Source organism: Sphingomonas sanguinis, assembly GCF_019297835.1.
GTDB lineage: Bacteria > Pseudomonadota > Alphaproteobacteria > Sphingomonadales > Sphingomonadaceae > Sphingomonas > Sphingomonas sanguinis_D.
The window spans coordinates 3,300,748-3,326,637 of the sequence record NZ_CP079203.1; the positions used below are offsets into that span (position 1 = coordinate 3,300,748).

Sequence of the window (25,890 nt, forward strand, 5' to 3'; positions counted from 1 at the left end):
GGAGGTGGCAGGCCGTAGGCCTGACGGAGGGGGGGCTTCCTCAAGGGACGTCCCGTGCGGCGATCCCCCTCCACCATCCTTCGGATGGTCCCCCTCCCCGTACCGGGGAGGATTTATTGTGCGATCTCGCGGACCAGCGCAGCTCGCTGCGCCTCGGTCGGCTGCCACAGGCCCGCCATCGAACCGCCGTCCCCAAAGAGCGCATCCACGACCTGCGCCGCATCGCCCCGTTCGCACAGTGCGGCGAGTTCCGCCCGGCGCGGATCGGGCGAGGCGTCATTCCCTGTTCGGATGAAGCGCAGCCACGCTGCCAGTGCCGTCACCGTCGCAGGCGCCTCCCCGCCATGCGCCGCCAGCGAGGACAGCCAGCGTGGGCCAACCTTTTGCGATCCGTCGCTGGCGATCTGCGACAGGCGGTGTTCCAGCGTGCGGTTGGCGAAGCGGGCGAGCAGCGCGTCGGCATAAGGCTCCAGTGCCTGCCCCTCGGCGGCGGTGAAACTGGTCGCCGCCTCGTCCCGCATCAGCCGCTCGACCACCGGGCGGATGGCAGGATCGGCGACCGCCTGGTGGACGAATTCATGCCCGAGCTCCAGGCCCAGATAGGCGAGTGCCGAATGCGCGCCGTTGAGCATGCGCAGCTTGGCGGTCTCATAGGGCGCGACATCGGCGACGAACTGCGCACCGCCTGCTTCCCAACGCGGACGGTCGCCCGCGAAATCATCCTCGATCACCCATTGGCGATAGGGCTCGGTGATGACGGCGGCCTCGTCGCGCATCCCCAGCACCGCCTCGACGGCCGCACGATCGGCCTCGGTGACGGCGGGGACGATCCGGTCGACCATGGTGTTGGGGCAGCGCCAGTCGCGCTCGAACCATTGCCGTGCCGCCGTCTCGCCCTGATGGTCCAGAAACGCCGCCAGACCGGCGCGCAGCACCCGGCCATTGTCGGGAAGGTTGTCGCAGCTGACCAGCGTGAGGGGGCCGTGCCCCGCCGCAGCCCGCGCGACCACCGCCTGCGCCAGATAATGATAGATGCTGTTCCCGTCCGCGACGATGCCCGCCAGATCGGTCGCACCATCGGGCCGCCTCCAATAGCCCTTTTCGGTGACGGTCAGCGTCACGACCCGCGTGTCGGGTGAGGCGAGGCGTCCGGCCAGTCGCTCGGGCGTCCTGGCCGCCACGATCACCTCGCGGATCGCGCCGATCAGGCGGACGGCTTCGCCCTCGCTCGACCGTTCGGTGACGGTATAGAGCCCGTCCTGCGGCGCCATCTGGTCATGCACGCCGCCCGAGCGCAGCGATGCCGCCGCGATTCCCCAGTGGCGGTCGCCCGCCGCCATCGCGTCGTCGGTATAGACCGCCTGATGCGCGCGGTGGAACGCACCCAGCCCGATATGGACGATGCCGATCCGCTGGCCTGCCCGGTCATAGCCGGGGCGCGCCACGGCGTCGGGCAACGTCGCGGCGGTCGCCTCGCTCAGCCGCGTCACAGTCGGTACGCCGTGCGGACCAGACCGTTGGTCAGCGCATGGGCTAGCTCGACCGCCTCATCCTCCTCCAGCCGGTGCTCGGCGACGAGGCGCGCGAGGAAGCCGCAGTCGATCCGCCGCGCGACGTCGTGCCGCGCTGGGATCGACAGGAAGGCGCGGGTGTCGTCGTTGAACCCGACCGTGTTGTAGAAGCCCGCCGTCTCGGTGGTCATCTCGCGGAAGCGGCGCATCCCCTCCGGGCTATCATGGAACCACCAGGCGGGGCCGAGCTTCAGGCAGGGATAATGCCCGGCCAGCGGCGCCAGTTCGCGCGCATAGACGCTCTCGTCGAGCGTGAAGAGGATGATGGTCAGGTCGCGCTCGTTGCCGACCACGTCCAGCATGGGCTTCAGCGCATGGACGTAATCGGTGCGCATCGGCATGTCCGCGCCCTTGTCGCGCCCATGGCTGGCGAACAGGCCCGCATTGTGGTTGCGGAACGAGCCCGGATGGATCTGCATCGTCATGCCGTCCGCGACGCTCATCTTCGCCATCTCGGTCAGCATCTGCGCGCGGAAGAGTTCGGCATCGGCGGGCGTCCAGTGGCCGCCGACGATGCGCGCGAACAGCGCCTCGCATTCGGCGGTCGACAGGTTCGCGGTCGCCGCCGTCGGATGGCCATGATCGGTCGCGGTCGCGCCCAGCGCGCGGAAGGCGGCGCGGCGCTTGGCATGGGCCGCGAGATAGCCCGACCAGCTATGGACATCCTCGCCGGTCAGCTCGGCGAAGCGCTGCATCGCGCCTGTGAACTGTTCATGCTCGACATCGATCACGCTGTCGGGGCGATAGGTGGTGATGACGCGACCCTGCCAGCCCGAGGCCTGGATCGCCTGGTGATGGACCAGCGGATCGTCGGCGCCTTCGGTCGTCGCCAGGCACTCGATACGGAACTGCTCGAACAGCGCGCGCGGGCGGAAGGCGGGGGTGGCCAGCGCCTCGCCGATCGCGTCGAAATAGCGGTCGGCGGTCGCCGCCTCCAGCGCCTCGGTGAAACCGAATACCTCGGCAAAGACATGGTCCAGCCACATGCGCGACGGCGTGCCGCGGAACAGGTGATAGTTCGAAGCGAACAGCTTCCAAGCCGCGCGCGGATCGGTCGTGGGGCGGCCGCCACGATGCGGGATGCCCAGATCGTCGAGCGCGATGCCCTGGCTGTAGAGCATGCGGAAGACATAATGATCGGGTGCGAGCAGCAGGTCGCTGGCATCGGCCCAGGGCTCGTCGGTGGCGAACCAGCGCGGATCGGTATGGCCATGCGGGCTGATAATCGGCAGGTCCGCGACTTCGGCGTAAAGCGTCCGCGCGATGCCCCGCGTTGTCGGGTCGGCGGGCAGCAGCCGGTCGGGGTGAAGCTCCAGCTTGCGGGTCATGCGGTCAGCTCCAGTTCGGCCGGAGCCGCGTTCGCGTTCAAGCCCAGCATATGCACGATCCCCTGCTCCAGCCCGCGCAGCTCGGCCAGCCCGCGCATCCGGCCGAGAAGCGAATAGCCGGGATTGGAACTGCGATGAAGGTCGTCCATCATCCGGTGGCCATGGTCGGGGCGCATCACGATCGCACGGTTTTGCGCATGCGAAATCTCGACCACCGCCTGCATCACTTGCGTCATGCGGGCATGGCCGCCCAGATGCTCGGCCTCATGGAAATTGCGCTCGCCCGCTTCCCATCCGACCGAGCGGAGGTGGAGGAAGTCGATCCGCTCGGCAAAGCGGCGGACCATCGCGGGCAGGTCGTTGTCCGGCCGCGCGCCGAACGAGCCGGTGCAGAAGCACAGTCCGTTCGCCAGCGAGGGCACGGCGGCATAGAGGTGATCCAGATCCTCCGTGGTACTGACCACGCGCGGCAGGCCGAAAATGGGGAAGGGGGGATCGTCGGGATGGACGACCAGTTTGATCCCGACCTCCTCGGCGATCGGGCAGACCGCGCGCAGGAAGGCGATGTGGTTCGCCCGCAGCGCCTCGGCGTCGATCCCCGCATAGGTGTCGATCGCACGCTGGAAGGCGGGCGAGTCGAAGCTCTCCTCGCTGCCCGGAAGCCCGGCGATGATCGTGCGTTCGAGCTTGTGGCGCTCCTCGGGCGTCATCGCGGCGAAGCGCTCGGCGGCGGCGGCGCGGACGCTTTCCGAATAATCCGCCTCGGCACCCGGACGGCGCAGGATATGGATGTCATAGGCGGCCACTGCCGCCCATTCGAAGCGCAGTGCGGTCGCGCCGTCGGGCAGCTGCCAGTCCAGATCGGTGCGCGTCCAGTCGAGCAACGGCATGAAATTATAGGTGACGGTCCGCACGCCCTCGGCCGCCAGATTGCGCAGGCTGTCGCCATAAGCCTGGACGAGTTCGTTGGTCAGTTCGCCGCGCTTGATCGCGTCATGCACCGGCAGACTCTCGACCGTCGACCAGCCCAGCCCGGCCGCCTCGATCATCGCGCGCCGCTCGGCGATCGCCTCGCGCGGCCAGACGACGCCGTTGGGGATTTCATGCAGTGCGGTGACGACCTCGGTGGCGCCCGCCTGGCGAATATGGGACAAGGCGATCGGGTCGGCGGGTCCGAACCACCGCATAGACTGGATCATCAACACGTCCGCTATTCCTCGTCCCATATCGCATTTTTGCTGGGGTTAGCGGTAGCATTCGACATTCGGATTGACCAGTTACAAATTTTGGCCTTGCCACTATGCGGGCACGGTCGAAAATCGATAGGAGAGAAGTGGAATGCGGATCGTCGTCGTCGGGGAAGGGATGATCGAATTGTCGCGGGCCGAGGGCGGCCTTTGGTGGCTGGGTCATGGTGGCGATACGCTGAACACCGCGATCCATCTGGCGCGGATGGACCGCGACGTCCGCTATGTGACCGCACTGGGCGACGATCCGTTCAGCGCCACGCTGCTCCAGGACTGGGCGGCGGAGGGCATCGATACCAGCCTGACCCTGCGCGATCCGACCCGGATGCCGGGCCTGTACGCGATCACCACCGACGATGCGGGCGAGCGCAGCTTCTCCTATTGGCGCGGACAGAGTGCGGCGCGGCGTACCTTGTCCCTGCCGGGCAGCGAAGCGGTGATGGTGCAGGCCGAGCAGGCCGACCTGCTGCTCTACTCGCTCATCACGCTGGCGATTCTGGACGAGCCCAGCCGCGAGCATCTGTTCGATCTGGCGCAGCGGGTCCGCGCGCGGGGCGGGCGGGTCGCGTTCGACGGCAATTACCGCCCCCGCCTGTTCACCAGCCAGGATGAGGCGCGCGAACTATGCCGCCGGGCGATCAGCGGCTGTGACATCGGCCTGCCGACGCTGGAGGACGAGGCGATGCTGGTCGACGCCAAGTCCGCCGAAGAAGTGCGCGATCGCTGGCAGGGGCTGGGCGCAGGCGAGGTCGTCGTGAAGCTGGGTGCCGATGGCTGTCTGGTCACCGGGGTCGGCATCGTGCCTCCGCCTGAGCGCCTGAGCCCCCGCGATACCAGCGGGGCGGGGGACGCGTTCAACGCAGGCTATCTGGGGGCGCGGCTGGACGGTTTGTCACCGGCCGAGGCGGCGGTGCGGGGGCATCGGCTGGCCGGCTGGACAGTCATGCGCTCGGGCGCGATTCCTGCGCGGGATGATGACATGCCGCGCTGAGGAGTATTTTGGACTGACCAAAATCGATCTGGTGGTATGGGGTAGTCCGTTAAGCCCGTCCCCTTCAGGGGAGGGGTTGGGGTGGGCCTTTCCATTCAATGTCGGGCCTTTTGAAGCGCCCCCCGCCCCCCTGAAGGGGAGGGGAGCCAATTGCGCTTGCCCCCATCGCCCAACCCACCCTTCGTTCGCACTGAGCGAAGTCGAAGTGCACGGGATTCGTTTGCGGCGAGGCTGAAGCGTGGCCTTCGACTTCGCTCAGGCTGAACGGAGCGGGGGGAGGTGGGGGGCGCCTCCCCCTCACACACGAAAAAGGGGGCCGGAACCTCGGTTCCGACCCCCTGATCCTATCAGCATGCGCTGGCGGCTGGTTTTACGCGCCCGGGATTTCCGAGACGTTCACCTTGATGCCGCGGCCCATCGTCGACGAGACGGCCACCTTGCGGACATACTTGCCCTTGGCGCCCGACGGCTTGGCCTTGATGAGCGCATCGACCAGCGCGTCGAAGTTGGCGCGCAGGTCTTCCGCCGGGAACGACGCCTTGCCGATGCCCGAATGGATGATGCCGGCCTTTTCGACGCGGTACTCGACCTGGCCGCCCTTGGCCGCCTTTACGGCTTCGGCGACGTTCATGGTCACGGTGCCCAGCTTCGGGTTCGGCATCAGGCCCTTGGGGCCCAGCACCTTGCCGAGGCGGCCGACAACGCCCATCATGTCCGGGGTCGCGATGCAGCGATCGAAGTCGATGGTGCCGCCCTGGATGGTTTCCATCAGGTCCTCGGCGCCCACGACGTCGGCGCCAGCGGCGCGTGCCTCGTCGGCCTTCGCGCCCTTGGCGAACACGCCGACGCGAACGGTCTTGCCGGTGCCCTTGGGCAGCGTGACGACGCCGCGGACCATCTGGTCGGCGTGGCGCGGGTCAACGCCCAGGTTGACGGCGACTTCGATCGTCTCGTCGAACTTCGAGGTCGCGTTGGTACGAGCCAGCGTGATCGCTTCGTCGATGCCGTGCAGCTTCTCGGCGTCGATCTGGACGGCCTTCTGCTTCTTGGTCAGCTTCGCCATGATCTTAGCCCTCCACCACTTCGAGGCCCATCGCGCGGGCGGAGCCTTCGATGATCTTGGTCGCAGCCTCGATATCGTTGGCGTTCAGGTCCTTCATCTTGACCTGGGCGATTTCCGCGAGCTTCGAGCGCGCGATCTTGCCCGCCGACACCTTGCCCGGCTCCTTCGAGCCCGACTTCAGGTTGGCCGCCTTCTTGATGAGGTAGGTCGCAGGCGCGGTCTTCGTCTCGAACGAGAACGAACGGTCGGCATAGACGGTGATGACGGTCGGCAGGGGCGTGCCCTTTTCGACTTCACCGGTCTGCGCGTTGAACGCCTTGCAGAATTCCATGATGTTCACACCGCGCTGACCCAGCGCCGGGCCGATCGGCGGCGAGGGGTTGGCGGCGCCTGCAGGGACCTGCAGCTTGATATAGCCGGTAATCTTCTTTGCCATGTCACTCTCTTCTCGAGTCTAGCGGTCGTGACGGGCACGCGAGGCATGAGCCAGCGCACCCTCCCGCAAGGGTTCCGTCGCAAGATGCTAGGGAAGCGCGGGCCGATAGCCGAAAAGGGGAGAAATGGCAAGGCCAGCATTGCGCTTGTCACGGCCGATCCGGCCATGTCACTCTGGGTTCATGATGGACGACTCGGTCGAGGGAGCGACCGGTTCCGCCATCGCTCGAACGGGGGTTCGACACATGCGACGGGGATGGGGTGCGCTGGCCTGTGCGGCGGCGCTGACGTTGGTGGCCGCACCGCTGGCGGCGCAGGAAAAGACCGGCAACAAGCCCGGTTTCACGCTGGCCCCGGGCACTGCGACCATCGTCCTGATGCGGCCCGAAATCGCGGTCGGTGCGCAGTCGACCGGCGGATCGTACGAACCCAATGCCGACTGGACCGATCAGGCGCGCGAGAATCTGGGCAGGGCGCTGGCCGAGACGCAGGGCAAGCTGGGCAACCGGGTCGTCACTCATGTCGAGCCGGTCGGGCAGGGTGCGGCCACGGCGCATGAATATCGCGCGCTGTTTACCGCGCTGGCCGATTCGGTCATCACCTATCAGTTCTTTCCCGGCAATCGTCTGCCGACCAAGAAGCGCGACGACAGCTTCCTGTGGTCGATCGGGTCCGAGGTGGCCAGGCTGCCTGGCGTGCAGGGAGCGGACTATGCGCTCTTCGTGACGACCGAGGATCATTACGGCTCGACCGGGCGTAAGCTGTTGCAAGTCTTTGCCGCCGGGGTGGCCGGTATTGGGGTCAGCGCGGGCGTGCACAAGGGCTATGCAGGGCTGATTGATCTAAAGACCGGCGATCTGGTCTGGCTCAACGCCGATCTGGCGATGGGCGGCGATGTCCGCACGCCCGAGGGGGCGGCGAAGCGCGTGTCGCAATTGCTGGAGGGTTTTCCGGGCAAGCCGGTCGAGGCGCCGGTCGCTCCGGCGGCCCCGACCAAGACCGCCGCACGCTGACGGGAGGCGATCATGGCCGGATGGATCATCGCCGCTGCGCTCGCAGGGGCGGCTCTGGGCGCAGGCGCGTCCGACAGGCTCGCCCCGCTGCCGCCTTACGGCGCGGCTTATACGCCGACGACTGTAGACGAGCGCGGGCTGTGGCAACAGGCGGATGAGGCCGAGCGCGACCTGCGCGACTCGCCCGCCGTGGTACGCGATGCGGCGCTGAACGCCTATCTGACCAAGGTTCTCTGCCGTTCAGTGGGCGCGGATCGGTGTCGGGGCGTGCGGATTTATGTGGTGCGCGCGCCCTATTTCAACGCGTTCATGGCGCCCAACGGCATGATGGTGGTCTGGACCGGCGCCCTGCTGCGGTTGCGCGACGAGGCTGAACTGGCATCCGTGCTGGGTCACGAATTCGGCCATTTCGAGATGCGGCACAGCCTGGCGAGCTTTCGCCGGGCGCGGACGATCGGCGACATCATCGCCTGGACGGGTGTGGTCTCGCCCTACAGCCTGTTGCCGGTCAGCCTGATCCGGCTGCATTTCTCCTATAACCGCGCGCAGGAGACCGAGGCCGATCTGATGGGCCTGCGCTATCTGACGGCGGCCGGATATCGGCCGCTCGCCGCGTCGCATATCTGGGAGCGGCTGATGGCGGAGGAGGATGCAACCGCGCTGGGACGCAAGCGGCGCGTTACCCATCGTTATGCCGCAGGCTTTTTTGCCAGCCACCCGACCGAACTGACCCGCGCCACCTATCTGCGCGAGGTCGTGGGCACGGGGGGAGAGCAGGGCGACGAAGCACGGGACGCGTTCCTGACAGCGATGCGCCCGTGGCGCGCGAGCTTCCTGGCCGACCAGATCAAGCTCAACGACTTCGGCGGCTCGGAATATCTGCTCGGCGAGCTGGCGGGTGGGCAGTGGACGCCCGATCTGCTGCTGACACGCGGCGAACTCTATCGCGAGCGCGGTAACCCCCGCGATCTGGTGAGCGCGGCGCAATTCTACCAACAGGCGATCGATGCGGGCTGCACTGACCCGATCGCCTGGCGCGGGCTGGGCCTGGCGCTGCTGCGCGGGCAGCAGGAGGCGGCGGGGCGGGCCGCATTGAAAACCTATCTGGAGCGCGCACCGCAGGCGAGCGACCGCGCGGCCATGGCGATGTTGATCGGGGAAGGGGGCGTGCAATGAAGGGTTTGAGGATCGCGACGATCGGACTGGCACTGGTTGCGGCGCCGGTGCTGGCGGGCAACAAGCTGATTCCGGCGGGGCAGCCCGTGGCGGTCGCCAAATCGGTGCTGACGGTCACGCCTTCGGTCGAATGGAACAAGCTGGGCGCGCGACCGGGGCGCAATTCGGAGACGTGGACCTTCGATGGCGACGCGCTGAACGACCTGACCTTCTATGGCGGGATCGAACCCGAACAGACGCTGTTCCGCGAGGTCAGCAAGCGCACCAAGCCGCTGCCGCGCGTCAAGGCGACCATGCTCGTAACCGACATACCGACGCTGGTCGAGAACAGCTATCGCATCGCGCTCAATACGCCGTTGTTCACCGTGGAGGGGATGGAGCCGATGGCCTTTGCGGGGAAGCCCGGCATCCGCTTCACCTATAGTTTCACCCGGCCGAGCGAGGACCTGCCGCGCAAGGGCGAGGGGCGCGGCGCGATGATCGGCGGCAAGCTGTACCTGATCACCTTCGAGGCGCCCCGGCTGCATTATTTCGACGCCGGGGTCGCGGCGTTTCGTCAGGTGGCGGACAGCGCGAAATTGTAAGGGGGGGTGTTTCTTCCAGCCCTCTGTTCGCACTGAGCGAAGTCGAAGTGTATGGGATTCGCTCAGCGGTGAGGTGGGAGCGTGGGCTTCGACTTCGCTCAGCCTGAACGGGGGTGGGGGAGTGCCGGATACGAAAAAGGGCCGGTGGCGTCGCCGCCCCGGCCCCGTTTTCGTCGGATGGTCCGAACTTACTTCGAGCGTTCGACCTGCTCGAAGTCCAGTTCCACCGGGGTGGCGCGACCGAAGATCGACACCGACACCTTGACCTTGGACTTGTCGAAATCCAGTTCCTCGACCACGCCATTGAAGCTGGCGAAGGGGCCTTCCAGCACCTTGACCGCGTCGCCGATCTCGTAATCGACCTTGACCTTGTGCTTCGGGGCGGCGGCGGCTTCTTCCTTGGAATTCAGCATCCGCGTGGCTTCCGCCTCGCTGATCGCCTGCGGCTTGCCCATCGCGCCCAGGAAGCCGGTCACCTTCGGCGTGTTCTTGACCAAGTGATAGACCTGGTCGGTCATGTCGAGCTTGGCCAACACATAGCCGGGCATGAACTTGCGCTCGACCGCGATCTTCTTGCCGCGACGGGCCTCGGTCACGGTCTCGGTCGGGACCTCGATCTGGTCGACCAGATGGTCGAGGCCCAAACGGGTCGCCTCGGCCATGATCGAGTCGCGGACCTTGCCCTCGAAACCGGAATAAGCGTGGATGATGTACCAGCGCGCCATGAGAACCCTTTTACTTCGCGAGCGACAGCAGGGTGCGGACCAGCGTCTCGAAGAACGAGTCGACCGCCAGGAAGAAGATGGCCAGGATCGTGGTCATCACGACCACCATCACACCGGTCATCACCGTCTCACGCCGCGTCGGCCAGACGACCTTCTTAGTCTCGGTCTTGACCTGGTTGAGGAATTCGATGGGGGTCGTCTTCGCCACTCGTGCCGTTCCCGCACCTGCGTTGAAATTACTGTCAGCGGGGCATGGGTCCGCCGTCGCCTGCCCCAGGGGGCCTGCGACGAAAGGTCCGTCCGCGCTGTTCGGATGGGAACGCGATGTAGCTGTGGCTCGGGTAAAAGGCAAGGGTGGGGGCGGAGACGGGATTTTGGGTTCACGCGAAGCCGCGATGGCGACGCAGAGGGTGAGCGGCAGGCTCTTACCGCCTCTTCCAAACCTCCGTTCAGCCTGAGCGCAGTCGAAGGCCAAGGGAAGGCGCAGCCCCGAAGATTTTCGAGTCGTAGGCTCAAGGAACGCTGGAGCGTTCTGCGCGCGCGTGGCGGGTGTTATCCCGTGGCCTTCGACTGCGCTCAGGCCGAACGGAGGTGGTGGAATGCGCCCAATCTTTCCCTCCGCGTCTCCGCGCGAACCAACCTTTTTTCTTCTTTGCGTCGTCGCGGCTTCGCGTGAACAATCAGCAGCAGCGCCCGCCATTTTTCCCGCCATACCGCGCCTGTTGCCGCTCGCGGAAGAACGTCACCTCGTCCATCGGCTCCCGGTCGGGATGTTTCACCGCCATGTGCGCCACATAGGCGTCATAGCTGGGCATCCCGACCATCGCATTGCCGATCTCGCGCAGGCGGCTGAGCCAAGTCATTCGGGCCAACTCATTCGGCCGCCACCAGTTCGGGCGGCACCTCGGTCACGCTCGGCCGGTCGATACGGCGCGCGATCAGGCAGGTGCGCACCGCATAGATCAGGATCGCCAGCACCACGCCCAGGAAGATCGCGCACAGCCCGGCGTCGATCCGGTCGTTGAACACGATCCGTCCCATCTCCGCCATGGTCTTGGCGGGCGGCAGCACCTTGCCCGACGCCGCGGCGCTGGCGAACTTGTCGGCATGGGCCAGGAAACCCACGCGCGGGTCGGCCGAGAAGATCTTCAGCCACCCGGCGGTCAGCGTGCAGGCGAGCAGCCAGACGGTCGGGATCACCGTGATCCAAGCGTAGCGATCCTTCTTCATGCGGAACAGCACGACCGTCGCCAGCATCAGCGCCACGGCCGCCAGCATCTGGTTGGAGATGCCGAACAGCGGCCACAGCGTATTCACCCCGCCCAGTGGATCGGTGACGCCCTGATAGAGGAAGAAGCCCCAGGCTGCGACGCACAGGCCGGTCGCGATCAGACCCGGCGCGACCTTGCTCGATCCCCGGAAGCTGGGGACGACCAGCCCGATCAGGTCCTGGAGCATGAAACGCCCGGCGCGGGTGCCTGCATCGACGGCGGTCAAGATGAACAGCGCCTCGAACAGGATGGCGAAGTGATACCAGAAGGCCTTCATCGCCTGTCCGCCGAACAGGTGGCTAAAGATTTCCGCCATCGCCACTGCCAGCGTCGGCGCGCCGCCCGCGCGGGAAATGATCGTATGCTCACCGACGTCCTTGGCGACCTGCGCCAGCGTATCGGCCGAAATGGGGAAGCCCATCGCGGTGACGGCGGCGGCGGCGCTGGCCGGATCGGTGCCCAGCACGGCGGCGGGCGCGTTCATCGCGAAATAGATGCCCGGATCGAGGATCGAGGCGGCAACCAGCGCCATGATCGCGACCGCGCTTTCCATCAGCATCGCGCCGTAGCCGATGAAGGGCGCGTCCTTCTCGCTGGCGATCAGCTTGGGCGTGGTGCCGCTGGCGATGAGGGCGTGGAAGCCCGACACCGCGCCGCACGCGATGGTGATGAACAGGAAGGGGAAGAGCGGCCCCGCCCAGACCGGGCCGCTGCCGTCGATGAATTTGGTGAGGGCAGGCATCTTCAGCGGCGGCGCCATGATGACGATGCCGATGGCCAGCGCCACGATCGCGCCGATCTTGAGGAAGGTCGACAGATAGTCGCGCGGCGCGAGCAACAGCCATACCGGCAGGACCGAGGCGACCGCGCCATATCCGATCAGCAGGAAGCAGAGCTGCACCGGCGTGAAGGTGAACAGCGGCGCGAGCACCGCCGACTGCGCGATCGACTGGCCATAGACGATCGCCAGGATCAGGCCGATGAACCCGATGATCGACACCTCGCCGATCTTCCCCGGTCGCACCCAACGGGTATAGCCGCCCATCAGCATCGCCAGCGGCACGGTGGCGGCCACGGTGAACAGGCCCCAGGGGCTTTCGGCCAATGCCCGCACGACGATCAGCGCCAGCACCGCCAGGATGATGACCATGATCATGAAGGCACCGAACAGCGCGATGGTGCCCGCCACGGGGCCCATCTCCATGCGGATCAACTCGCCCAGCGAACGTCCGTCACGCCGCATCGACAGGAACAGGACGAGAAAATCCTGCACCGCCCCGGCCAGCACCACGCCCGCCAAAATCCACAAGGTTCCGGGCAGATAGCCCATCTGCGCCGCCAGCACCGGCCCGACGAGCGGCCCGGCACCCGCGATCGCCGCGAAGTGATGGCCGAACAGCACCGTCCGGTCGGTCGCCACATAGTCGAGGCCGTCGGCCCGGCGGATGGCCGGGGTGGGGCGGCTGGGGTCGATGCCGATCACCCGCGCGATGAACAGCGCATAGTAACGATAGGCGATCAGATAGACCGAGACGGCGGCGGCCACGATCCACAGCGCGTTGATCGGTTCGCCCCGTACCGTGGCGACCACGCCCAGCGCGCCTGCTCCGACGATCGCCAGTGCGATCCAGGGAAGGTGTTTCGTCATGCCCCGCTCGGTCCTCCCGTTATGCTGTTATTGGCCCTTCTAACCCCCCGGCGGGCGGGCGCCACCCCGAAAGTCAGCTTCGATCATGATGGGCCAACGCGGGTTATTTTCCGGCCGCTCTTGTAGATTTGGATCAGGAGGCCCACATATCAGGCTGCTAAAGTCGCAAATCGACGGTTCTCTGCTTTGCGGCTCGTTCCTTCTTTCCCTGCACCGCGGCCCCGAATCCGGCCCAGCGTCTGGTTCAACACTATGAAGGAACGAAAATGAGCATCACCGGAACCGTCAAATTCTTCAACGCCGACAAGGGTTATGGCTTCATCGCCCCCGAAAACGGCGGCGCGGACGCCTTTGTCCATATCAGCGCGGTCGAGCGCGCAGGGATGATCACGCTGAACCAGGATCAGCGGGTCAGCTACGAACTGGAGCAGGATCGCCGCGGAAAGATGGCGGCGGTCAACCTTCAGCCCGCCTGAATGTCGAAAGCGGTAGCCGGTCCGGCTACCGCTTTTTTTGTGGTCGAAAGGATAATCCATGTCGCGTGATGCCATCTTCTTCCGCAACCAGGCCGAAATCGAACGCAACAACGCCGCCGATGCGACATTGCAGAATGTCCGCGACCGTTGCGAGCGTGCCGCCGCTTCCTGGGACGCCATGGCCGTCCGGGCCGAGCGCGCGGAACTGGGACGCGCCGCCGCCGCGGCCCGCTCGGCGCTATAGGCCGAAGCGAAACCCGTAACCCAGCCCCAGCGTCGTCTGCAGCCGCTGCCCCCGCTGACGGATCAGCGGAGAATCGGCGGCCGGGCCGCCCAGCCGCTCCAGGCTGGTGAACAGCGTCAGCGCGCTGCGCCGGTTCAGCGGGCGAACGACATTGCCGCCCAGGCCATAGGACAGCACCCCGCCATCCGCGCGATAGGGCGTCAAGCCGGTGCGCGCCGATTGCGCTGCCGAAATACCGAAATAGGTCTGCATGAAAGTCGCGCTGGCCAGCGTCATGCGCGGCCCCGCACTGACGATCGCACGGCCGATCCGGGTGCGATAGGCCGCCGACAGGTCCGCGACCACGCCGTCATGCCCGCCAAAGCCCTGCCGCACCTCTGCCCGTGCGCGCCACGCCCGGCGCGGGCCGAACGACTTCTCGACGAAGCCGCCGACTTCGCCCGCCGCCTTGATATTGCCCATGCCCTCCAGCGCGTCGCTGCCGCCGGTGATCAGGAAGGGCGAGCCGCCATTGCGCTCGTTGCGGCCGAAGCGGATCTTCACCAGCGGCCCGCCGCGCCAGCCGTCGCGGCGCACCGCATTCCAGCCGATCCCGTCGGGCACCGATGCGAAGAGCGTGTCGCCGTAATTCACCCTCAGGTCGGGAAACAGCGATAGCGCCATGTCGCGCGATCCTTGCCAAGCCGGGCCAAGGACGGGCGCCGCGCCGATGGTGATGCTCCAGCCACCGGGGGCGGCGGGTGCGCCGGCCGCGACGCCGGGGGGCGGGCCGCTTTGACGCACCTCCTGCGCCGCCGCCGGACAGGCGCATAGCGTGGCGATCCCCAAAGCCCAGACACGCATCCTTCATCTCCCTGTCATCTGGGATAGGGCGAGACCTCCACGCTCGCAACCGGACGCAGGCCGCAAACTTAGCGCTTGCTCCGCCATGCCGTCCGGGGTGAAAGGCTCGGCATGGCCAGCGCATCCTCTTCCCCGCTCGTCGTCGGCATCGGCGGCACGATCGGCAGCGTCTCCTCGACCGAGCGCGCGCTGCGCACCGCGATGACGGCGGCGGCGGACGAGGGGTTCCGCACCCATGTCTTTGGCGGCGAGGATCTGGCGCGCCTGCCGCTCTACAACCCGCGCGCGGGCGAGCGGACCGAGGCGGAGCGCGTGTTCGTCGACACCGTGCGACAGGCGTCGGCGATCATCATCGCCAGCCCCGGCTATCATGGCAGCATCTCGGGGCTGGTGAAGAACGCGCTCGACCTGCTCGAGGAAACGGCGAAGGACGACCGGCCCTATTTCGCCGACCTGCCCGTGGGGCTGATCGCCACCGCCTATGGCTGGCAGGCGACGGGTTCGACCATCGCGGCGCTGCGCTCGATCGTCCATGCGCTGCGGGGCTGGCCGACACCCTTCGCGGCGGCGGTGAACACGCAGCAGACGCGCTTCGACGCGGAAGGGCGGATCAGCGATCCGGCGGTCGAGGGGCAGTTGCGCCTCGTCGGCCAACAGGTCGCCCGCTTCGCGCCGCTGGCGGGGACGATCCGCGCGTCGAATTGAGGGGTAGGGCCGGGATTTTGGTTCACGCGAAGCCGCGAAGCCGCGAAGAGTTTTATCTCGCGCGGAGTCGCGGAGGACGCGGAGAAGTATCGCGCGCGGCGGCGCGCAGTCCCCTTTCCCTGATCGCTTGAGGGGGACGGGCTGCAAGAGCCGCAAGCACGACACCTCCGCCTCCTCCGCGCGAACCAAATCTTCTCTCTTCGCGGCATCGCGGCTTCGCGTGAGATAGAGATTACATCCGTTCCCCGGCGAAGGCCGGGGCCCAGTTCCTTCCAAGCCGGTAGCGCGTCGAAACGTTGCGTGGGAGGCCAATGCCTTGCGCATATCGATAGCGCCTAGAAACTGGACCCCGGCCTTCGCCGGGGAACAGTTAAGTCGCCGGGAAACAGCTAGCGAAGGCGTTCCATCGCCAGCGCCGTGATCTCGTCCGCAATCACCGCCGGGTCGCGCAAGGCGCCGCCCGCGACGGTCGACACCGTCACCCATTCCCCCAGCATCGCCCCGTCCGCCATCGCGGCGTAATTGGAGCGCACCCGCGCCTGAAGCCCCAGATCGGCCTCGTACGCGTCATAGGTGTCGTCGGTATAAGTCCGCTTGCGCTTGCGGGCGATCAGGTCGCGCGCGACGTCGAGCGGCGTGTCGAGATAGACCGACAGATGCGGGGCGGGCAGGCGGAACTGCACCGTCTCCAGTTGCTCGATCCATTGCAGCAGCGCGGGGGCCTGGTCGGGCGCCACCTGCGCCGCCTGATAGGCCATGTTCGACGCGATATAGCGGTCGAACACGATGACGTCATGCGCCTCCGCCAGCTCGATCAGATGCGGGCGCGATTCGAATCGGTCCAGTGCATAGAGCGTCGCCGCCGTCTCGGGCGCGGCGGCATGGGGCAGGCGGCCTGCCAGATACTCGCCCAGCGCCCAGCCGCCGACCGTCTCGGCATAGCGCGGAAAGGACAGCCCCGCCGCCGACAGCCCGGCGGCGTTCAGCCGCTCGGTGACGGCCGCCGTCGCGGTCGCCTTGCCTGCACCGTCGGCACCCTCGATCGCCAGCAGAAAGGCCATCAGCCGCGCAGTCGCTCATGGTGGCGGATCACCTCGTCGATGATGAAGCGCAGGAATTTCTCGGAAAATTCGGGGTCCAGCTGCGCATCGCTCGCCAGCTGGCGCAGCCGGGCGATCTGCGATTCCTCGCGGCCGGGATCGGCCGGGGGCAGTTCGTTCTCCGCCTTGTAGCGTCCGACCGCCTGGGTGATCTTGAACCGCTCGGCCAGCATGAAGACCAGCGCGGCGTCGATATTGTCGATCGACTGGCGATAGCCGGTCAGCACGGTGTCGGACATGATCGGTCTGTCTCCCTCTGGCGGCCCGCGCCGCACATGAATTCGCGCGGGCCCTTTCGCGCTTAGGCTTGCGTTCGGCAAGCGTTGTCGCCAGAGGCTCTTACCTGCCCATGACCGTAACCGCCACCCGCCTCGCCAAGCCCGCGCCCTCGCTGGACCCGATGATCCGGCTGGTGGCCGACGACATGAACGCCGTGAACCAGGTCATCATCGACCGGATGCGGTCGGAGATCCCGCTGATCCCGCAACTGGCCGGGCACCTGATCTCGGGCGGCGGCAAGCGGATGCGCCCGATGCTGACGCTGGCAAGCGCGCAGCTGCTGGGTTATCAGGGCACCAGCCACCATGTCCTGGCGGCGGCGGTCGAGTTCATTCACACCGCCACGCTGCTGCACGACGATGTCGTCGACGGATCGGACCTGCGGCGCGGACGGCGTACCGCCAACATCATCTGGGGCAATCCCGCCAGCGTGCTGGTCGGCGACTTCCTGTTCAGCCGGTCGTTCCAGCTGATGGTCGATGCGGGCAGCCTGAAGGTGCTGAACATCCTGTCGGGTGCCTCGGCGGTGATCGCCGAGGGCGAGGTGAACCAGCTGACCGCCGTGCGGCAGGTGGGTCTGGCCGAAGAACGTTATCTGTCGATCATCGACGCCAAGACCGCCGCGCTGTTCGCCGCCGCCTGTCGTATTTCGGCGGTCATCGCCGAGCGGCCCGAGGCGGAGGAACTGGCGCTGGAGGCCTATGGCCGGAACCTGGGCATCGCGTTCCAGCTGATCGACGATGCGATCGACTATGTCTCGGACGCAGGGACCATGGGCAAGGACGCGGGCGACGACTTCCGCGAGGGCAAGATGACCCTGCCGGTGATCTTGGCCTATGCGCGGGCGAACGACGAAGAGCGTACCTTCTGGAAGGACGCGGTCGAGGGGCGGCGGACGTCGGACGAGGACTTCGCCCACGCCATCGCGCTGGTCCGCAAGAGCCGGGCGGTCGACGACACGATGGCGCGTGCGCGGCATTATGGCGGCCTGGCGATCGAGGCGATCCGGGGGTTCGCGGATGGTCCGGCTAAGGCGGCGATGATCGAAGCCGTCGAATTCGCGGTGGCGCGGGCTTACTGACCCTCTTTCGACCCCGGCGGAGGCCGGGGCCCAGTTGTTGTGCAGTGTCGAAGGCGCGACGGAGTTTGCCTCCCCCGCGTCGTGTGGCGCGCCACAAGCTTGATGGAGCCTGGGCCCCGGCCTCCGCCGGGGAACGGCTTCGCTGCGAGCATATCCTACCCCCCGTTCAGCCTGAGCGAAGTCGAAGGCCAAGGGAATCCCCGTCCGCTGGGCGAATGTAGGGGCGTGGGCTTCGATTTCGCTCAGCCTGAACGGAAGGGGGGAATGGCGAGGTCCTTCACCCCGCCCCCCAAACCCCCTATCGCACCCGCATGACCCTGCCCGTCACCGCCGTCCTGCCCGATCTGCTGACCGCGCTCGCCGACGCCCCCAACGCCGTCCTCGTCGCGCCCCCCGGTGCGGGCAAGACCACCGCCGTCGCGCCCGCGCTGCTCGACCAGCCCTGGTGTACCGGCGAAGTCCTGCTCCTCTCCCCCCGCCGTCTTGCCGCCCGCGCCGCCGCCGAGCGCATGGCGGCGCTGGCCGAGGAGCCGGTCGGCCGCACCTTCGGCTATGCCACGCGCATGGATACGAAGGTCAGCGCCACGACGCGCGTGACCGTCGTCACCGAAGGCATCTTCGTCGCGCGCATCCAGGCCGATCCCGAACTGGCGGGCGTCTCGGCGGTGCTGTTCGACGAGGTTCATGAACGCAGCCTCGACGGCGATTTCGGTCTGGCTTTGGCACTCGACGCGCAGGCGGGCCTGCGCCCCGACCTGCGGCTGGTCGCGATGTCCGCGACGCTCGACGGTCGCCGCTTCTCCAGCCTGATGGGCGACGCGCCCGTGATCGAGAGCGAGGGGCGCAGCTATCCGCTGACCCTGCGCCATCTCGGCCGGGCGGCGGAGGCGCGAATCGAGGATTCGGTCGCCGCCGCCATCCGCCGCGCGTTGCAGGACGAGGCGGAGGGCGACATCCTCGCCTTCCTGCCCGGCACCGCCGAGATCGCGCGTACCGCCGAGCGACTGACGAACCTGCCCTCCGCCATCGCGATCCACGAGCTCCACGGCTCGCTCGACCCGGCGGCGCAGCGCGCGGCGATCAGGCGTGATCCGGAGGGACGGCGGCGGATCGTGCTGGCCACCTCGATCGCGGAGACCAGCCTGACGCTCGACGGCGTGCGGATCGTCGTCGATTCGGGGCTGGCCCGCCGTCCGCGCTACGACCGTGCGGCGGGCATGACCCGCCTCGTCACCGAGCGCGCCAGCCAGGCCGCCGTCATCCAGCGTGCGGGCCGCGCCGCGCGCCAGTCGCCCGGCGTCGCCTATCGCCTGTGGGAAGAGGCCGCGACGGCGGGCCTGCCGCGCTTCGACCCGCCCGAGATCCTTGAGGCGGACCTGTCGGCGCTGCTGCTCGGCACCGCGCTCTGGGGCGTCAGCGATCCGCGCTCGCTCCCATGGCTCGACCCGCCGCCTGAAGCTGCCGTCGCCGAAGCCCGTGCGCGCCTCACCGTCCTGGAGGCCTTGGACGACACTGGCCGCCCCACCGCGCATGGCAAGGCGATCGCGAAACTGCCGATGCCGCCGCGCCTGGCGCATATGCTGATCCGCAGCGGCGAGCGCGGGCTGGCGTCGACCGCCGCCGAGGTCGCGGTGCTGCTCGGCGAGCGTGGCATCGGCGGGCAGGATGTCGATGTCGAACAGCGCCTGCGTCGCTGGCGGACCGAGCGTGGCCCCAAGGCGGAGGCGGCGCGGGCGATGGCGAAACGCTGGACCGGCCTCGCCCCCAAACCGGTCGAGCAGGAGGTTTGGGACCATGCGGCGGGCGTCTGCCTCGCGCTCGCCTATCCCGATCGGGTGGCGCGGCGGCGTGACGCCACGGGCGAGAATTGGGCGAGTGTGGGGGGCAGGGGCTTCCGGCTCGATCCCGCCTCTGGGCTGGCCAGTTCGGAATGGCTGGCGGTGGGCGAGACGCAAGGCGCGGCCTCGGGCGCACGCATCCTGTCCGCCGCGCCGCTCGACCTCGCCATCGTCGAGGCGCTGTTCGCCGATCTGATCGAGACGCGGCGGACCGTCACCTTCAACCCGGCAACGGGCGGCATCGAGGCGTTGCGCGAACGGCGGCTGGGCGGGCTTCGCCTGTCGAGCGGCCCCGATTCGGGGGCGTCATCCGACACCATCGCTGAGGCGCTGGTCGAGGTAGTGCGGACGCATGGGCTGTCGCTGCTGCCCTGGAGCGACGGGGCGGGGGCTTACCGGGCGCGGGCGGCCTATGCCGGGGTGGCGCTGGACGACGAGACGCTGCTCGAACGGCTGGACGACTGGCTGCCCGCATTGGTCGCGGGCAAGCGACGGCTGGATGCGCTGGCACCGGGCGCGCTGACCGAGGCGATCCGCAATCTGGTGGACTGGAACGACCAAAGGCGGATCGACTCGATGGCGCCGTCGCACTTCACCAGTCCGGCGGGCAGTAGCCATGCGATTGATTATGCAGCCGAAGGTGGGCCGCGCGTCGAACTGCGCGTGCAGGCGCTGTTCGGCCTCGCCGAGCATCCGGTGATCGGGACGCAGCGCGTGCCCTTGGTCCTCAGCCTCACCTCACCCGCCGGGCGGCCGATCCAGACGACGCGCGACCTGCCCGGTTTCTGGGCGGGAAGCTGGAGCGCGGTGGCCAAGGAAATGCGCGGCCGCTATCCCCGCCATCCCTGGCCCGACGACCCCGCAGCGGCCTCCGCGACGCTGCGCACGAAAAAGGCGGATGCAAGAGCCGCCGGTTCGCGATAAGGGACAAGAATTATGGCCACTGCTCGCATCTTCCAGCGCCCCAAGAACGCGATGCAATCCGGCAAGTACCGGACCGATCGCTGGCAACTCGAATTCGAACCGACCGAGGCGAAAAAGCCCGATCCCCTGACCGGCTGGGCCGGCAGCGGCGACACGCAGGAGCAGGTCCGCCTGACCTTCGCGACGCTGGAAGAGGCGATCGCCTATTGCCAGCGCGAAGGGCTCGACCACCATGTCGTGCCGACACCGCAAAAGACGCTGAAGCTGCAGAGCTACGCCGACAATTTCCGCTGAGCTTGGAGCGCTCCGGTTGAAACCGGGGCGCTTTCCTTTCGCGCGCAGCGCCTAAGAAGGCCGGTTAGCGCGGAGACGCGGAGGTGTCTCGCCCGACGGCATCGGGATAGCATCATAAACGGCCTGTTGGACCGGTGTGTCACTTGCGCGACCCCATCCTTTCTGCGCTTCTGCGCGAACAGACCTTCTTGGTGCCTTCTGTCAGTTCCGGCGTGTCGCCATTCGTTCACGCGAAGCCGCGATGCCGCGAAGAATTTTTAAATTGGTTCGCGCAGAGGCGCAGAGCACCCGGACGTGACGTGTCCGGTGGCATCGGACACGCACGACAAACGGCGTGTTGAAGAGATATATGGCTGCCGCGAGCACGGCCTCTCCGCGCCTCCGCGCGATAAATCGTCTTCGCGTCCTCGCGGCTTCGCGTGAACTCAAAGGCCCAGTATGCCGCCCCCCAGCAACAGCAGCAGCTTGGCGTCCATCACCACGCCCGCCATACGTCGTTCGGCGATGAAGGTAGGAACCTCCGACAACTTTACCCGGTAGACGGTAATCTGCTCATCCGAATCGCCCCCGCCGTCTCCGACCTTCACCAAGCCGCTCGCACGGACCAAAGTGAAACGCTCCGACGTCATGCCCGGTGAGGAGCAGAACTCCCCCAGGGGCTCGATCCGGGCGGGGCGATAGCCGGTTTCCTCTTCCAGCTCGCGTGCGGCGCCGTCGAGCACCGCTTCGCCCTCGGTCTCGTCACCGATCAATCCGGCGGGCATTTCCAGACAGGGCGCGCCCAGCGGAATACGAAATTGCTCGACCAGCAGGATATGGTCGTCTTCGATCGCCAGGATCACCGCAGCGCGGATGTCGCGGGGTCGGTCGGCATATTCCCAGGTGCCGCGCTTGCGCAGCGCGAGGAAACGCCCCTCGGCCAGGGTTTCGAGGGGGGCGTCCATACGGGGATCGGTCATAGCGAGATCGGTCTGTCCGGCAGTTCGTTGGTGTCGGCCGCCGTCTTGGGGAAATGTGTCGCCAGCACAAGCCCGATGCGCTCGACCGCCGCGCTCAGCCCCTCGCCGACATGGCCCTTGGCGACATGCGGCAGCATCACCGCCATCACCTTGCCCCAGGTTTCTGGCCCGACCTTGCCGGTCAGCCCGGAGTCGGCGACGATCTCGGCCATATGCTCGTCCTCCGAGAGGTAGAGCAGAACGCCGTAGCGACTGTCGGTCCGTCGCTCGGCCGAGACGCGGAACAGCAGGACGGCGCGGGCGCGGACGCGGGCATGGCGGATGCTCTTGGGCACCAGCGCGATCCGGCGCGACACGGGGGCGAGCAGCGCGAAGACTAGACCGAAGACCAGAATTTGCGCGATCATCACGGCGCCCAGGATCAGGTCCTCGCCCGGCGCGCTCCATGCGTCATGGACCAGTGCGAGCAGCTTCAACCCCAGATCGGGAAATAGTGCGGCGAGCAGCGGCACCAGCAGCATGGCGGCGGCCGCATACCACAAGGCGATATCGCGATATTGGTCCGACCGGGGCGCGACGATGGTGACGATCTCCGCGTCGGTCGTCGCCTCCGCGCGCGCGACGGCGGCGGTGACCAAGTCGCTATCGGCTTCGCTCAACATCTCACCAATCCCCCGATGCGCCGCCGCCGCCGAAATCGCCGCCGCCGCCGCCGGTAAAGCCGCCGCCGAACCATGATCCGTCGCTGCCGCCGCCGGACGATCCGCCGCCCGAACTCCAGCCACCACCCGATCCGCCGCCGCTGCCCCAGCCTGGACCCCAGAGGATGATCGGCCAGCCGCCGCCGCGACGCCCACCGCCGCCGCCACGATCATCGTCGTCATCGTCGTGGAAACGCTGGCCCTGTCTGCGGCGCAGGATCGACAGAAGGACGAAGCCGCCGATGAAGATCACCAATATGATGACGATCGGGAAGCCGTTGGAATCGCTGCCGCCGCGGCGATGCTCGCGGTCGAACTGCTTGGCGGCCTCGGCCACCTTGGCCTGGGCTTCCTCGGGCGAGGCGCGAAGCTGGGCGATGACCGCATCCGCGCCCGCGTTCAGGGCACCCGATATGTCGCTCGATTCCCGAAGGCGTGGGATCATCAACGTGCGGATCATCTGCGACGACCAGGCGTCGGTCAGGATCGGCTCCAGTCCACGCCCGACCTCCAACCGGGGGCCGCGCTGGCCTTTGCCCTCATTGGGCGCGACGAACAGGATCGCACCGTTGTTCGCGTCCTTCAGGCCGACGCCCCAGGCCCGGCCCAGCCGATAGCCATAATCCTCGATCGGATAGCCCTGCAGGTCGGGAATCGTCGCGACCACCAGCTGGCGGCCGGTATCCTTTTGCAGGGACTCCAGCTTCGCCTCTAACTGCGCCTTGGTCGCGGGGTCGATCTTGCCCGCCGCGTCGACGACCAGCCCGTCGAGCTTGGGAAAGGTCTGCGCCATCACGGGGACGGCGCAGAGGATCAGCCAGAACCCGAGGACCGGGCGAAACAACCGGGTGAGCCGTGGCATGAGGATACGATCAGGCGCCGAAATTCACCTTGGGCGCATTCTCGGCGCCCGGCGTGGTCGCCTGATAGGGGGTCTTGGGCTTGGCGCCGTAGAACACCTTGGCACCGATCGCGTCGGGGAAGGTGCGGATGCGGGTATTATAGGCCTGCACCGCCTTGTTGTAGTCGCCGATCGCGATGTTGATGCGGTTTTCGGTGCCCTCTAACTGGCTCATCAGTGTCTGGAAATTGTCCTGGCTCTTCAGGTTCGGATAGGCCTCGACATTGGCGAGCAGACGGCCGAGCGAACCGCTGAGCTGACCCTGGGCCTGGGCGAACTGCTGCATCTTGGCGGGATCGGACAGGTCGGCGCTGTTCACTTGGACCGAGGTCGCCTTGGCGCGCGCGTTGACCACCTCGGTCAGGATGGACTTTTCCGAGGCGGCGGCGCCCTTCACGGTCGCCTCAAGATTGGGGATCAGGTTGGCGCGGCGCTGATAGGCGGCCTGAACGTCGGCCCATTTCGCGTTCACATTTTCCTCCGCCGTGGGCACGCTGTTCATGCCGCAGCCGGACAGGGCGACGGCCATCACGACCGGGGTCAGGGCAAGAACGGGACGACGCATTCGAATATTCCTCCGTCAACTGTCTGGTCTATATAAGACGCACGATGCGCTTGGCGAAGGGCAAAAGCGACGATACCCTGAAGCAACGGAAATCAGAGGGATTTGGCGATGCTCAAGGAATTTCGCGCCTTCATCGCGCGGGGCAATGTCCTCGACCTGGCGGTGGCGGTCATCATCGGGGCGGCGTTCAGCAAGATCGTGACCTCGCTGACCGACGATGTGCTGATGCCGGTGATCGGCAAGATCTTCGGAGGGCTGGATTTCAGCAGCTATTTCCTGCGCATGGGGCCGATCCCGGCGACCTATACCGGATCGTTGACCGACTATGCCGCCTTGAAGAAAGCGGGTGTGCCGCTGCTCGGATACGGGGCGTTCGTGACGCAGGCGGTCAATTTCGTGATCGTCGCCTTCATCATCTTCCTGCTGATCCGCACGGTGAACCGGGCGACCGCGATGTTCGAGAAGCAGAAGGCCGAAGTGCCCGCCGAGCCCAAGGCGGAACCCGCCGATGTCGCGCTGCTCCGCGAAATTCGCGACGAACTGCGCGCGCGGCGTTCTTAAGTTGCCCGATTGGAAGGCTGGTGTTCCCCGGCGAAGGCCGGGGTCCAGTCGCCACGAAGCTGATGGCGCGTGTCGAAGTTGCGTGGGAGGGAAAGGCATCCCGCCTTCGCTACTTCACCGAAACCGGACCCCGGCCTTCGCCGGGGTGGCGCGTTTTGCCTAAGCGGTGAGGAAAGTTACGCCGCCGCCAGCTTCTTGGCCGTCGCATCCGCCAGGCTGGTACCGTCCAGGATTCGCGCCGTCTCGTCGCGCACGCGCATCATCGCATGGCGGATGGCGCAGTCGGCTTCGCTCTTGCAGTCGTTGCACGGGCGGTACGCCGTCCGGCTGACGCAGGGGACCAGCGCCAGCGGCCCCTCGATCGTGCGGATGATGTCGCCGAGCGAAATCAGGTGCGCCGCGCGGGCGAGGCGATACCCGCCCATCTTGCCCCGCTGGCTGTCGAGCAGCTGCGCGCCCTTCAGATCGGCGAGGATCAGCTCCAGGAACTTGCGCGGCACGTTCGCCTCGGCCGCGATGCGCGTCATCGAGGTCGGCGGACCGGCAGGCGGCATCTCCGCCAGGAACAGCATCGCGCGCAGTGCATAACGGGACCGCTGGGTCAACATGCGGTTCCCCATGAACCTAAATTGGGGCGAGCGAAAGGCATTTGCGTAATGCCGCCGGGCTTCCTATATCCCCGATTGCCGGGTTTCACCCGGCTATGACGATAAACTGCGGCGAGTAATAGACGCAGCGGACCCGGGGGCAGTACCCGGCGGCTCCACCATAAAAGGTGGTGTACTTGGACACCGTTTCTGACGGGGCCGAACCAGGATCGACGTGTGTTGAAAAGCGCTGTTTTCGTTCGGAATGGGACCACCGTAACGGCCCATTACACACAAGTGCCAACGATAACGAAGCACTCGCGATTGCGGCGTAATTGAGGGCCTCACGGCCTGACATTACACCAAAATAGCGCGGTCGGACCCCACCGGGCAACAGAAGGGGAATCCAGCGGTACGGGGAGCACCGGGCAACAGAAGCTCCCCACTTTCCTGTTTTTTGTGATGCGGGCCGAGGCGCTCCATTCATGCCCGATCAGCTTCCCACCCTCCGTTCGCACTTAGCCCTTCGGCTGGCTGGCAAGCCAGCCGCTCAGGATAAACTTCGGCGGATAGCGCCGAAGTCGAAGTGCACGGGATTCGCGTGCGGCTGGGCGAGGGGCGTGGCCTTCGACTTCGCTCAGGCTGAACGGGGGAAGTTTCCCCTTTCCGTACCCCGGCGAAGGCCGGGGCCCAGGTGCCACCAAGTTTATGGCGCGCTATCCGGCGCGGGGGAGGCAAACCGCACCGGCCCACTGCACATTCATCGCAACTGGGCCCCGG

General features: G+C 67.0%; 28 protein-coding genes and 1 other RNA gene. 12 read left to right on the top strand and 17 right to left on the bottom strand.

Annotated features, from left to right (window positions below; all coding sequences use genetic code 11):
• Positions 1-113: 113 nt before the first annotated feature.
• Genes KV697_RS15470 through uxuA form a run of 3 tightly spaced genes read right to left on the bottom strand, consistent with a single transcriptional unit; the run spans position 114 to position 4,098 of the window.
• Positions 114-1,490 (bottom strand): mannitol dehydrogenase family protein, encoded by a 1,377-nt coding sequence (locus KV697_RS15470; protein WP_219018950.1) that lies wholly within the window; start codon positions 1,488-1,490, stop codon positions 114-116.
• Positions 1,487-2,899, bottom strand: a complete 1,413-nt coding sequence (gene uxaC / locus KV697_RS15475) for a glucuronate isomerase (protein WP_219018951.1) — start codon at positions 2,897-2,899, stop codon at positions 1,487-1,489. Before uxaC ends, KV697_RS15470 begins: the two co-directional genes overlap by 4 nt.
• On the bottom strand, positions 2,896-4,098 hold the full coding sequence (gene uxuA, locus KV697_RS15480) for a mannonate dehydratase (RefSeq protein ID WP_257575370.1): 1,203 nt from the start codon (positions 4,096-4,098) through the stop codon (positions 2,896-2,898). Before uxuA ends, uxaC begins: the two co-directional genes overlap by 4 nt.
• Before the next feature lie 139 nt (positions 4,099-4,237).
• Between uxuA and KV697_RS15485 the strand changes: the two genes are divergently transcribed.
• Positions 4,238-5,137, top strand: a complete 900-nt coding sequence (locus KV697_RS15485) for a sugar kinase (RefSeq protein ID WP_219018953.1) — start codon at positions 4,238-4,240, stop codon at positions 5,135-5,137.
• 370 nt (positions 5,138-5,507) lie between these two features.
• Here the strand turns inward: KV697_RS15485 and rplA are convergent, their stop codons facing one another.
• Complete coding sequence (gene rplA, locus KV697_RS15490) at positions 5,508-6,200, bottom strand: 50S ribosomal protein L1 (protein ID WP_056433483.1); 693 nt, start codon at positions 6,198-6,200, stop codon at positions 5,508-5,510.
• 4 nt (positions 6,201-6,204) lie between these two features.
• The gene (gene rplK / locus KV697_RS15495) at positions 6,205-6,636 is read right to left on the bottom strand and encodes a 50S ribosomal protein L11 (RefSeq protein ID WP_007407063.1); all 432 of its coding nucleotides are present in this window, start codon (positions 6,634-6,636) and stop codon (positions 6,205-6,207) included.
• A 244-nt stretch (positions 6,637-6,880) separates the two neighbouring features.
• Here rplK and KV697_RS15500 point away from each other — a divergent pair, with 244 nt between their 5' ends.
• The 3 genes from KV697_RS15500 to KV697_RS15510 are packed head-to-tail and all read left to right on the top strand — an operon-like array spanning position 6,881 to position 9,408.
• Positions 6,881-7,648, top strand: coding sequence for a hypothetical protein (locus KV697_RS15500; protein ID WP_219018954.1), 768 nt, complete (start codon positions 6,881-6,883; stop codon positions 7,646-7,648).
• Between the two features lie 12 nt (positions 7,649-7,660).
• Positions 7,661-8,824 (top strand): M48 family metallopeptidase, encoded by a 1,164-nt coding sequence (locus tag KV697_RS15505; protein WP_219018955.1) that lies wholly within the window; start codon positions 7,661-7,663, stop codon positions 8,822-8,824.
• Positions 8,821-9,408: a hypothetical protein gene (locus KV697_RS15510; RefSeq protein WP_219018956.1), complete on the top strand. Its 588-nt coding sequence runs from the start codon at positions 8,821-8,823 to the stop codon at positions 9,406-9,408. The genes KV697_RS15505 and KV697_RS15510 overlap by 4 nt, the downstream gene beginning before the upstream one ends.
• A 188-nt stretch (positions 9,409-9,596) precedes the next feature.
• Here the strand turns inward: KV697_RS15510 and nusG are convergent, their stop codons facing one another.
• The 4 genes from nusG to KV697_RS15530 all read right to left on the bottom strand — a co-directional run bounded on the left by nusG (position 9,597) and on the right by KV697_RS15530 (position 13,052).
• Positions 9,597-10,133, bottom strand: a complete 537-nt coding sequence (gene nusG / locus KV697_RS15515) for a transcription termination/antitermination protein NusG (RefSeq protein WP_042491307.1) — start codon at positions 10,131-10,133, stop codon at positions 9,597-9,599.
• 10 nt (positions 10,134-10,143) lie between these two features.
• Positions 10,144-10,341, bottom strand: coding sequence for a preprotein translocase subunit SecE (gene secE / locus KV697_RS15520; protein ID WP_042491311.1), 198 nt, complete (start codon positions 10,339-10,341; stop codon positions 10,144-10,146).
• Positions 10,342-10,813: 472 nt separating this feature from the next.
• Complete coding sequence (locus KV697_RS15525) at positions 10,814-10,996, bottom strand: YbdD/YjiX family protein (protein ID WP_219018957.1); 183 nt, start codon at positions 10,994-10,996, stop codon at positions 10,814-10,816.
• A 10-nt stretch (positions 10,997-11,006) separates the two neighbouring features.
• On the bottom strand, positions 11,007-13,052 hold the full coding sequence (locus KV697_RS15530) for a carbon starvation CstA family protein (RefSeq protein WP_219018958.1): 2,046 nt from the start codon (positions 13,050-13,052) through the stop codon (positions 11,007-11,009).
• A gap of 266 nt (positions 13,053-13,318) precedes the next feature.
• On the opposite strand from KV697_RS15530, the gene KV697_RS15535 reads away from it, so the two are divergent.
• Together KV697_RS15535 and KV697_RS15540 are read left to right on the top strand one after the other, a co-directional pair.
• Positions 13,319-13,528, top strand: coding sequence for a cold-shock protein (locus tag KV697_RS15535; protein ID WP_042491318.1), 210 nt, complete (start codon positions 13,319-13,321; stop codon positions 13,526-13,528).
• 58 nt (positions 13,529-13,586) lie between these two features.
• Positions 13,587-13,772 carry a hypothetical protein gene (locus tag KV697_RS15540; RefSeq protein ID WP_219018959.1) on the top strand — a complete coding sequence of 62 codons (186 nt, stop codon included), beginning with the start codon at positions 13,587-13,589 and terminating at the stop codon, positions 13,770-13,772.
• Here the strand turns inward: KV697_RS15540 and KV697_RS15545 are convergent.
• Positions 13,767-14,615, bottom strand: a complete 849-nt coding sequence (locus tag KV697_RS15545; protein ID WP_219018960.1) for a MipA/OmpV family protein — start codon at positions 14,613-14,615, stop codon at positions 13,767-13,769. The two genes, KV697_RS15540 and KV697_RS15545, sit on opposite strands and share 6 nt — an antisense overlap.
• Positions 14,616-14,726: 111 nt before the next feature.
• Here KV697_RS15545 and KV697_RS15550 point away from each other — a divergent pair, with 111 nt between their 5' ends.
• Positions 14,727-15,320 (top strand): NADPH-dependent FMN reductase, encoded by a 594-nt coding sequence (locus tag KV697_RS15550; RefSeq protein WP_219018961.1) that lies wholly within the window; start codon positions 14,727-14,729, stop codon positions 15,318-15,320.
• A 389-nt stretch (positions 15,321-15,709) separates the two neighbouring features.
• On the opposite strand, the gene KV697_RS15555 is transcribed toward KV697_RS15550, so the two are convergent.
• Together KV697_RS15555 and KV697_RS15560 are read right to left on the bottom strand one after the other, a co-directional pair.
• Positions 15,710-16,381 carry a thymidylate kinase gene (locus tag KV697_RS15555; protein WP_219018962.1) on the bottom strand — a complete coding sequence of 224 codons (672 nt, stop codon included), beginning with the start codon at positions 16,379-16,381 and terminating at the stop codon, positions 15,710-15,712.
• On the bottom strand, positions 16,381-16,659 hold the full coding sequence (locus KV697_RS15560) for a chorismate mutase (protein ID WP_056433511.1): 279 nt from the start codon (positions 16,657-16,659) through the stop codon (positions 16,381-16,383). Before KV697_RS15560 ends, KV697_RS15555 begins: the two co-directional genes overlap by 1 nt.
• Before the next feature lie 110 nt (positions 16,660-16,769).
• On the opposite strand from KV697_RS15560, the gene KV697_RS15565 reads away from it, so the two are divergent.
• From KV697_RS15565 to KV697_RS15575, 3 genes are all read left to right on the top strand, one after another.
• Positions 16,770-17,780, top strand: coding sequence for a polyprenyl synthetase family protein (locus KV697_RS15565; protein ID WP_219018963.1), 1,011 nt, complete (start codon positions 16,770-16,772; stop codon positions 17,778-17,780).
• Between the two features lie 311 nt (positions 17,781-18,091).
• The gene (gene hrpB, locus KV697_RS15570; protein WP_219018964.1) at positions 18,092-20,542 is read left to right on the top strand and encodes an ATP-dependent helicase HrpB; all 2,451 of its coding nucleotides are present in this window, start codon (positions 18,092-18,094) and stop codon (positions 20,540-20,542) included.
• 12 nt (positions 20,543-20,554) lie between these two features.
• Complete coding sequence (locus KV697_RS15575) at positions 20,555-20,836, top strand: ETC complex I subunit (RefSeq protein ID WP_042491340.1); 282 nt, start codon at positions 20,555-20,557, stop codon at positions 20,834-20,836.
• Between the two features lie 425 nt (positions 20,837-21,261).
• On the opposite strand, the gene KV697_RS15580 is transcribed toward KV697_RS15575, so the two are convergent.
• From KV697_RS15580 to KV697_RS15595, 4 genes are read right to left on the bottom strand one after another with little or no spacing between them, the layout of a single operon-like run.
• Complete coding sequence (locus KV697_RS15580) at positions 21,262-21,795, bottom strand: NUDIX hydrolase (protein WP_219018965.1); 534 nt, start codon at positions 21,793-21,795, stop codon at positions 21,262-21,264.
• Positions 21,792-22,457, bottom strand: coding sequence for a TPM domain-containing protein (locus KV697_RS15585; RefSeq protein WP_219018966.1), 666 nt, complete (start codon positions 22,455-22,457; stop codon positions 21,792-21,794). The genes KV697_RS15580 and KV697_RS15585 overlap by 4 nt, the downstream gene beginning before the upstream one ends.
• Before the next feature lies 1 nt (position 22,458).
• Entirely contained in the window at positions 22,459-23,358 is a 900-nt protein-coding gene (locus KV697_RS15590; RefSeq protein ID WP_219018967.1) for a TPM domain-containing protein, read from the bottom strand.
• Positions 23,359-23,368: 10 nt separating this feature from the next.
• Positions 23,369-23,962 (bottom strand): LemA family protein, encoded by a 594-nt coding sequence (locus KV697_RS15595; RefSeq protein WP_219018968.1) that lies wholly within the window; start codon positions 23,960-23,962, stop codon positions 23,369-23,371.
• Positions 23,963-24,070: 108 nt separating this feature from the next.
• Between KV697_RS15595 and mscL the strand changes: the two genes are divergently transcribed.
• Positions 24,071-24,523 (top strand): large conductance mechanosensitive channel protein MscL, encoded by a 453-nt coding sequence (gene mscL, locus KV697_RS15600; protein WP_219018969.1) that lies wholly within the window; start codon positions 24,071-24,073, stop codon positions 24,521-24,523.
• A gap of 176 nt (positions 24,524-24,699) precedes the next feature.
• On the opposite strand, the gene KV697_RS15605 is transcribed toward mscL, so the two are convergent.
• Positions 24,700-25,131, bottom strand: coding sequence for an RrF2 family transcriptional regulator (locus KV697_RS15605; protein WP_219018970.1), 432 nt, complete (start codon positions 25,129-25,131; stop codon positions 24,700-24,702).
• A gap of 37 nt (positions 25,132-25,168) precedes the next feature.
• Here KV697_RS15605 and ssrA point away from each other — a divergent pair.
• Positions 25,169-25,519, top strand: a transfer-messenger RNA (tmRNA) gene (gene ssrA, locus KV697_RS15610).
• Positions 25,520-25,890: the final 371 nt, after the last annotated feature.

Bases quoted from the DNA above. Each gene is read 5' to 3' on its own strand.
- uxaC (WP_219018951.1), bottom strand. From the start codon at position 2,899: ATGACCCGCAAGCTGGAGCTTCACCCCGACCGGCTGCTGCCCGCCGAC.
- uxuA (WP_257575370.1), bottom strand. From the start codon at position 4,098: ATGATCCAGTCTATGCGGTGGTTCGGACCCGCCGACCCGATCGCCTTG.
- KV697_RS15485 (WP_219018953.1), top strand. From the start codon at position 4,238: ATGCGGATCGTCGTCGTCGGGGAAGGGATGATCGAATTGTCGCGGGCC.
- rplA (WP_056433483.1), bottom strand. From the start codon at position 6,200: ATGGCGAAGCTGACCAAGAAGCAGAAGGCCGTCCAGATCGACGCCGAG.
- rplK (WP_007407063.1), bottom strand. From the start codon at position 6,636: ATGGCAAAGAAGATTACCGGCTATATCAAGCTGCAGGTCCCTGCAGGC.
- KV697_RS15500 (WP_219018954.1), top strand. From the start codon at position 6,881: ATGCGACGGGGATGGGGTGCGCTGGCCTGTGCGGCGGCGCTGACGTTG.
- KV697_RS15505 (WP_219018955.1), top strand. From the start codon at position 7,661: ATGGCCGGATGGATCATCGCCGCTGCGCTCGCAGGGGCGGCTCTGGGC.
- KV697_RS15510 (WP_219018956.1), top strand. From the start codon at position 8,821: ATGAAGGGTTTGAGGATCGCGACGATCGGACTGGCACTGGTTGCGGCG.
- nusG (WP_042491307.1), bottom strand. From the start codon at position 10,133: ATGGCGCGCTGGTACATCATCCACGCTTATTCCGGTTTCGAGGGCAAG.
- KV697_RS15525 (WP_219018957.1), bottom strand. From the start codon at position 10,996: ATGACTTGGCTCAGCCGCCTGCGCGAGATCGGCAATGCGATGGTCGGG.
- KV697_RS15530 (WP_219018958.1), bottom strand. From the start codon at position 13,052: ATGACGAAACACCTTCCCTGGATCGCACTGGCGATCGTCGGAGCAGGC.
- KV697_RS15535 (WP_042491318.1), top strand. From the start codon at position 13,319: ATGAGCATCACCGGAACCGTCAAATTCTTCAACGCCGACAAGGGTTAT.
- KV697_RS15540 (WP_219018959.1), top strand. From the start codon at position 13,587: ATGTCGCGTGATGCCATCTTCTTCCGCAACCAGGCCGAAATCGAACGC.
- KV697_RS15545 (WP_219018960.1), bottom strand. From the start codon at position 14,615: ATGCGTGTCTGGGCTTTGGGGATCGCCACGCTATGCGCCTGTCCGGCG.
- KV697_RS15550 (WP_219018961.1), top strand. From the start codon at position 14,727: ATGGCCAGCGCATCCTCTTCCCCGCTCGTCGTCGGCATCGGCGGCACG.
- KV697_RS15555 (WP_219018962.1), bottom strand. From the start codon at position 16,381: ATGGCCTTTCTGCTGGCGATCGAGGGTGCCGACGGTGCAGGCAAGGCG.
- KV697_RS15560 (WP_056433511.1), bottom strand. From the start codon at position 16,659: ATGTCCGACACCGTGCTGACCGGCTATCGCCAGTCGATCGACAATATC.
- KV697_RS15565 (WP_219018963.1), top strand. From the start codon at position 16,770: ATGACCGTAACCGCCACCCGCCTCGCCAAGCCCGCGCCCTCGCTGGAC.
- hrpB (WP_219018964.1), top strand. From the start codon at position 18,092: ATGACCCTGCCCGTCACCGCCGTCCTGCCCGATCTGCTGACCGCGCTC.
- KV697_RS15575 (WP_042491340.1), top strand. From the start codon at position 20,555: ATGGCCACTGCTCGCATCTTCCAGCGCCCCAAGAACGCGATGCAATCC.
- KV697_RS15580 (WP_219018965.1), bottom strand. From the start codon at position 21,795: ATGACCGATCCCCGTATGGACGCCCCCCTCGAAACCCTGGCCGAGGGG.
- KV697_RS15585 (WP_219018966.1), bottom strand. From the start codon at position 22,457: ATGTTGAGCGAAGCCGATAGCGACTTGGTCACCGCCGCCGTCGCGCGC.
- KV697_RS15590 (WP_219018967.1), bottom strand. From the start codon at position 23,358: ATGCCACGGCTCACCCGGTTGTTTCGCCCGGTCCTCGGGTTCTGGCTG.
- KV697_RS15595 (WP_219018968.1), bottom strand. From the start codon at position 23,962: ATGCGTCGTCCCGTTCTTGCCCTGACCCCGGTCGTGATGGCCGTCGCC.
- mscL (WP_219018969.1), top strand. From the start codon at position 24,071: ATGCTCAAGGAATTTCGCGCCTTCATCGCGCGGGGCAATGTCCTCGAC.
- KV697_RS15605 (WP_219018970.1), bottom strand. From the start codon at position 25,131: ATGTTGACCCAGCGGTCCCGTTATGCACTGCGCGCGATGCTGTTCCTG.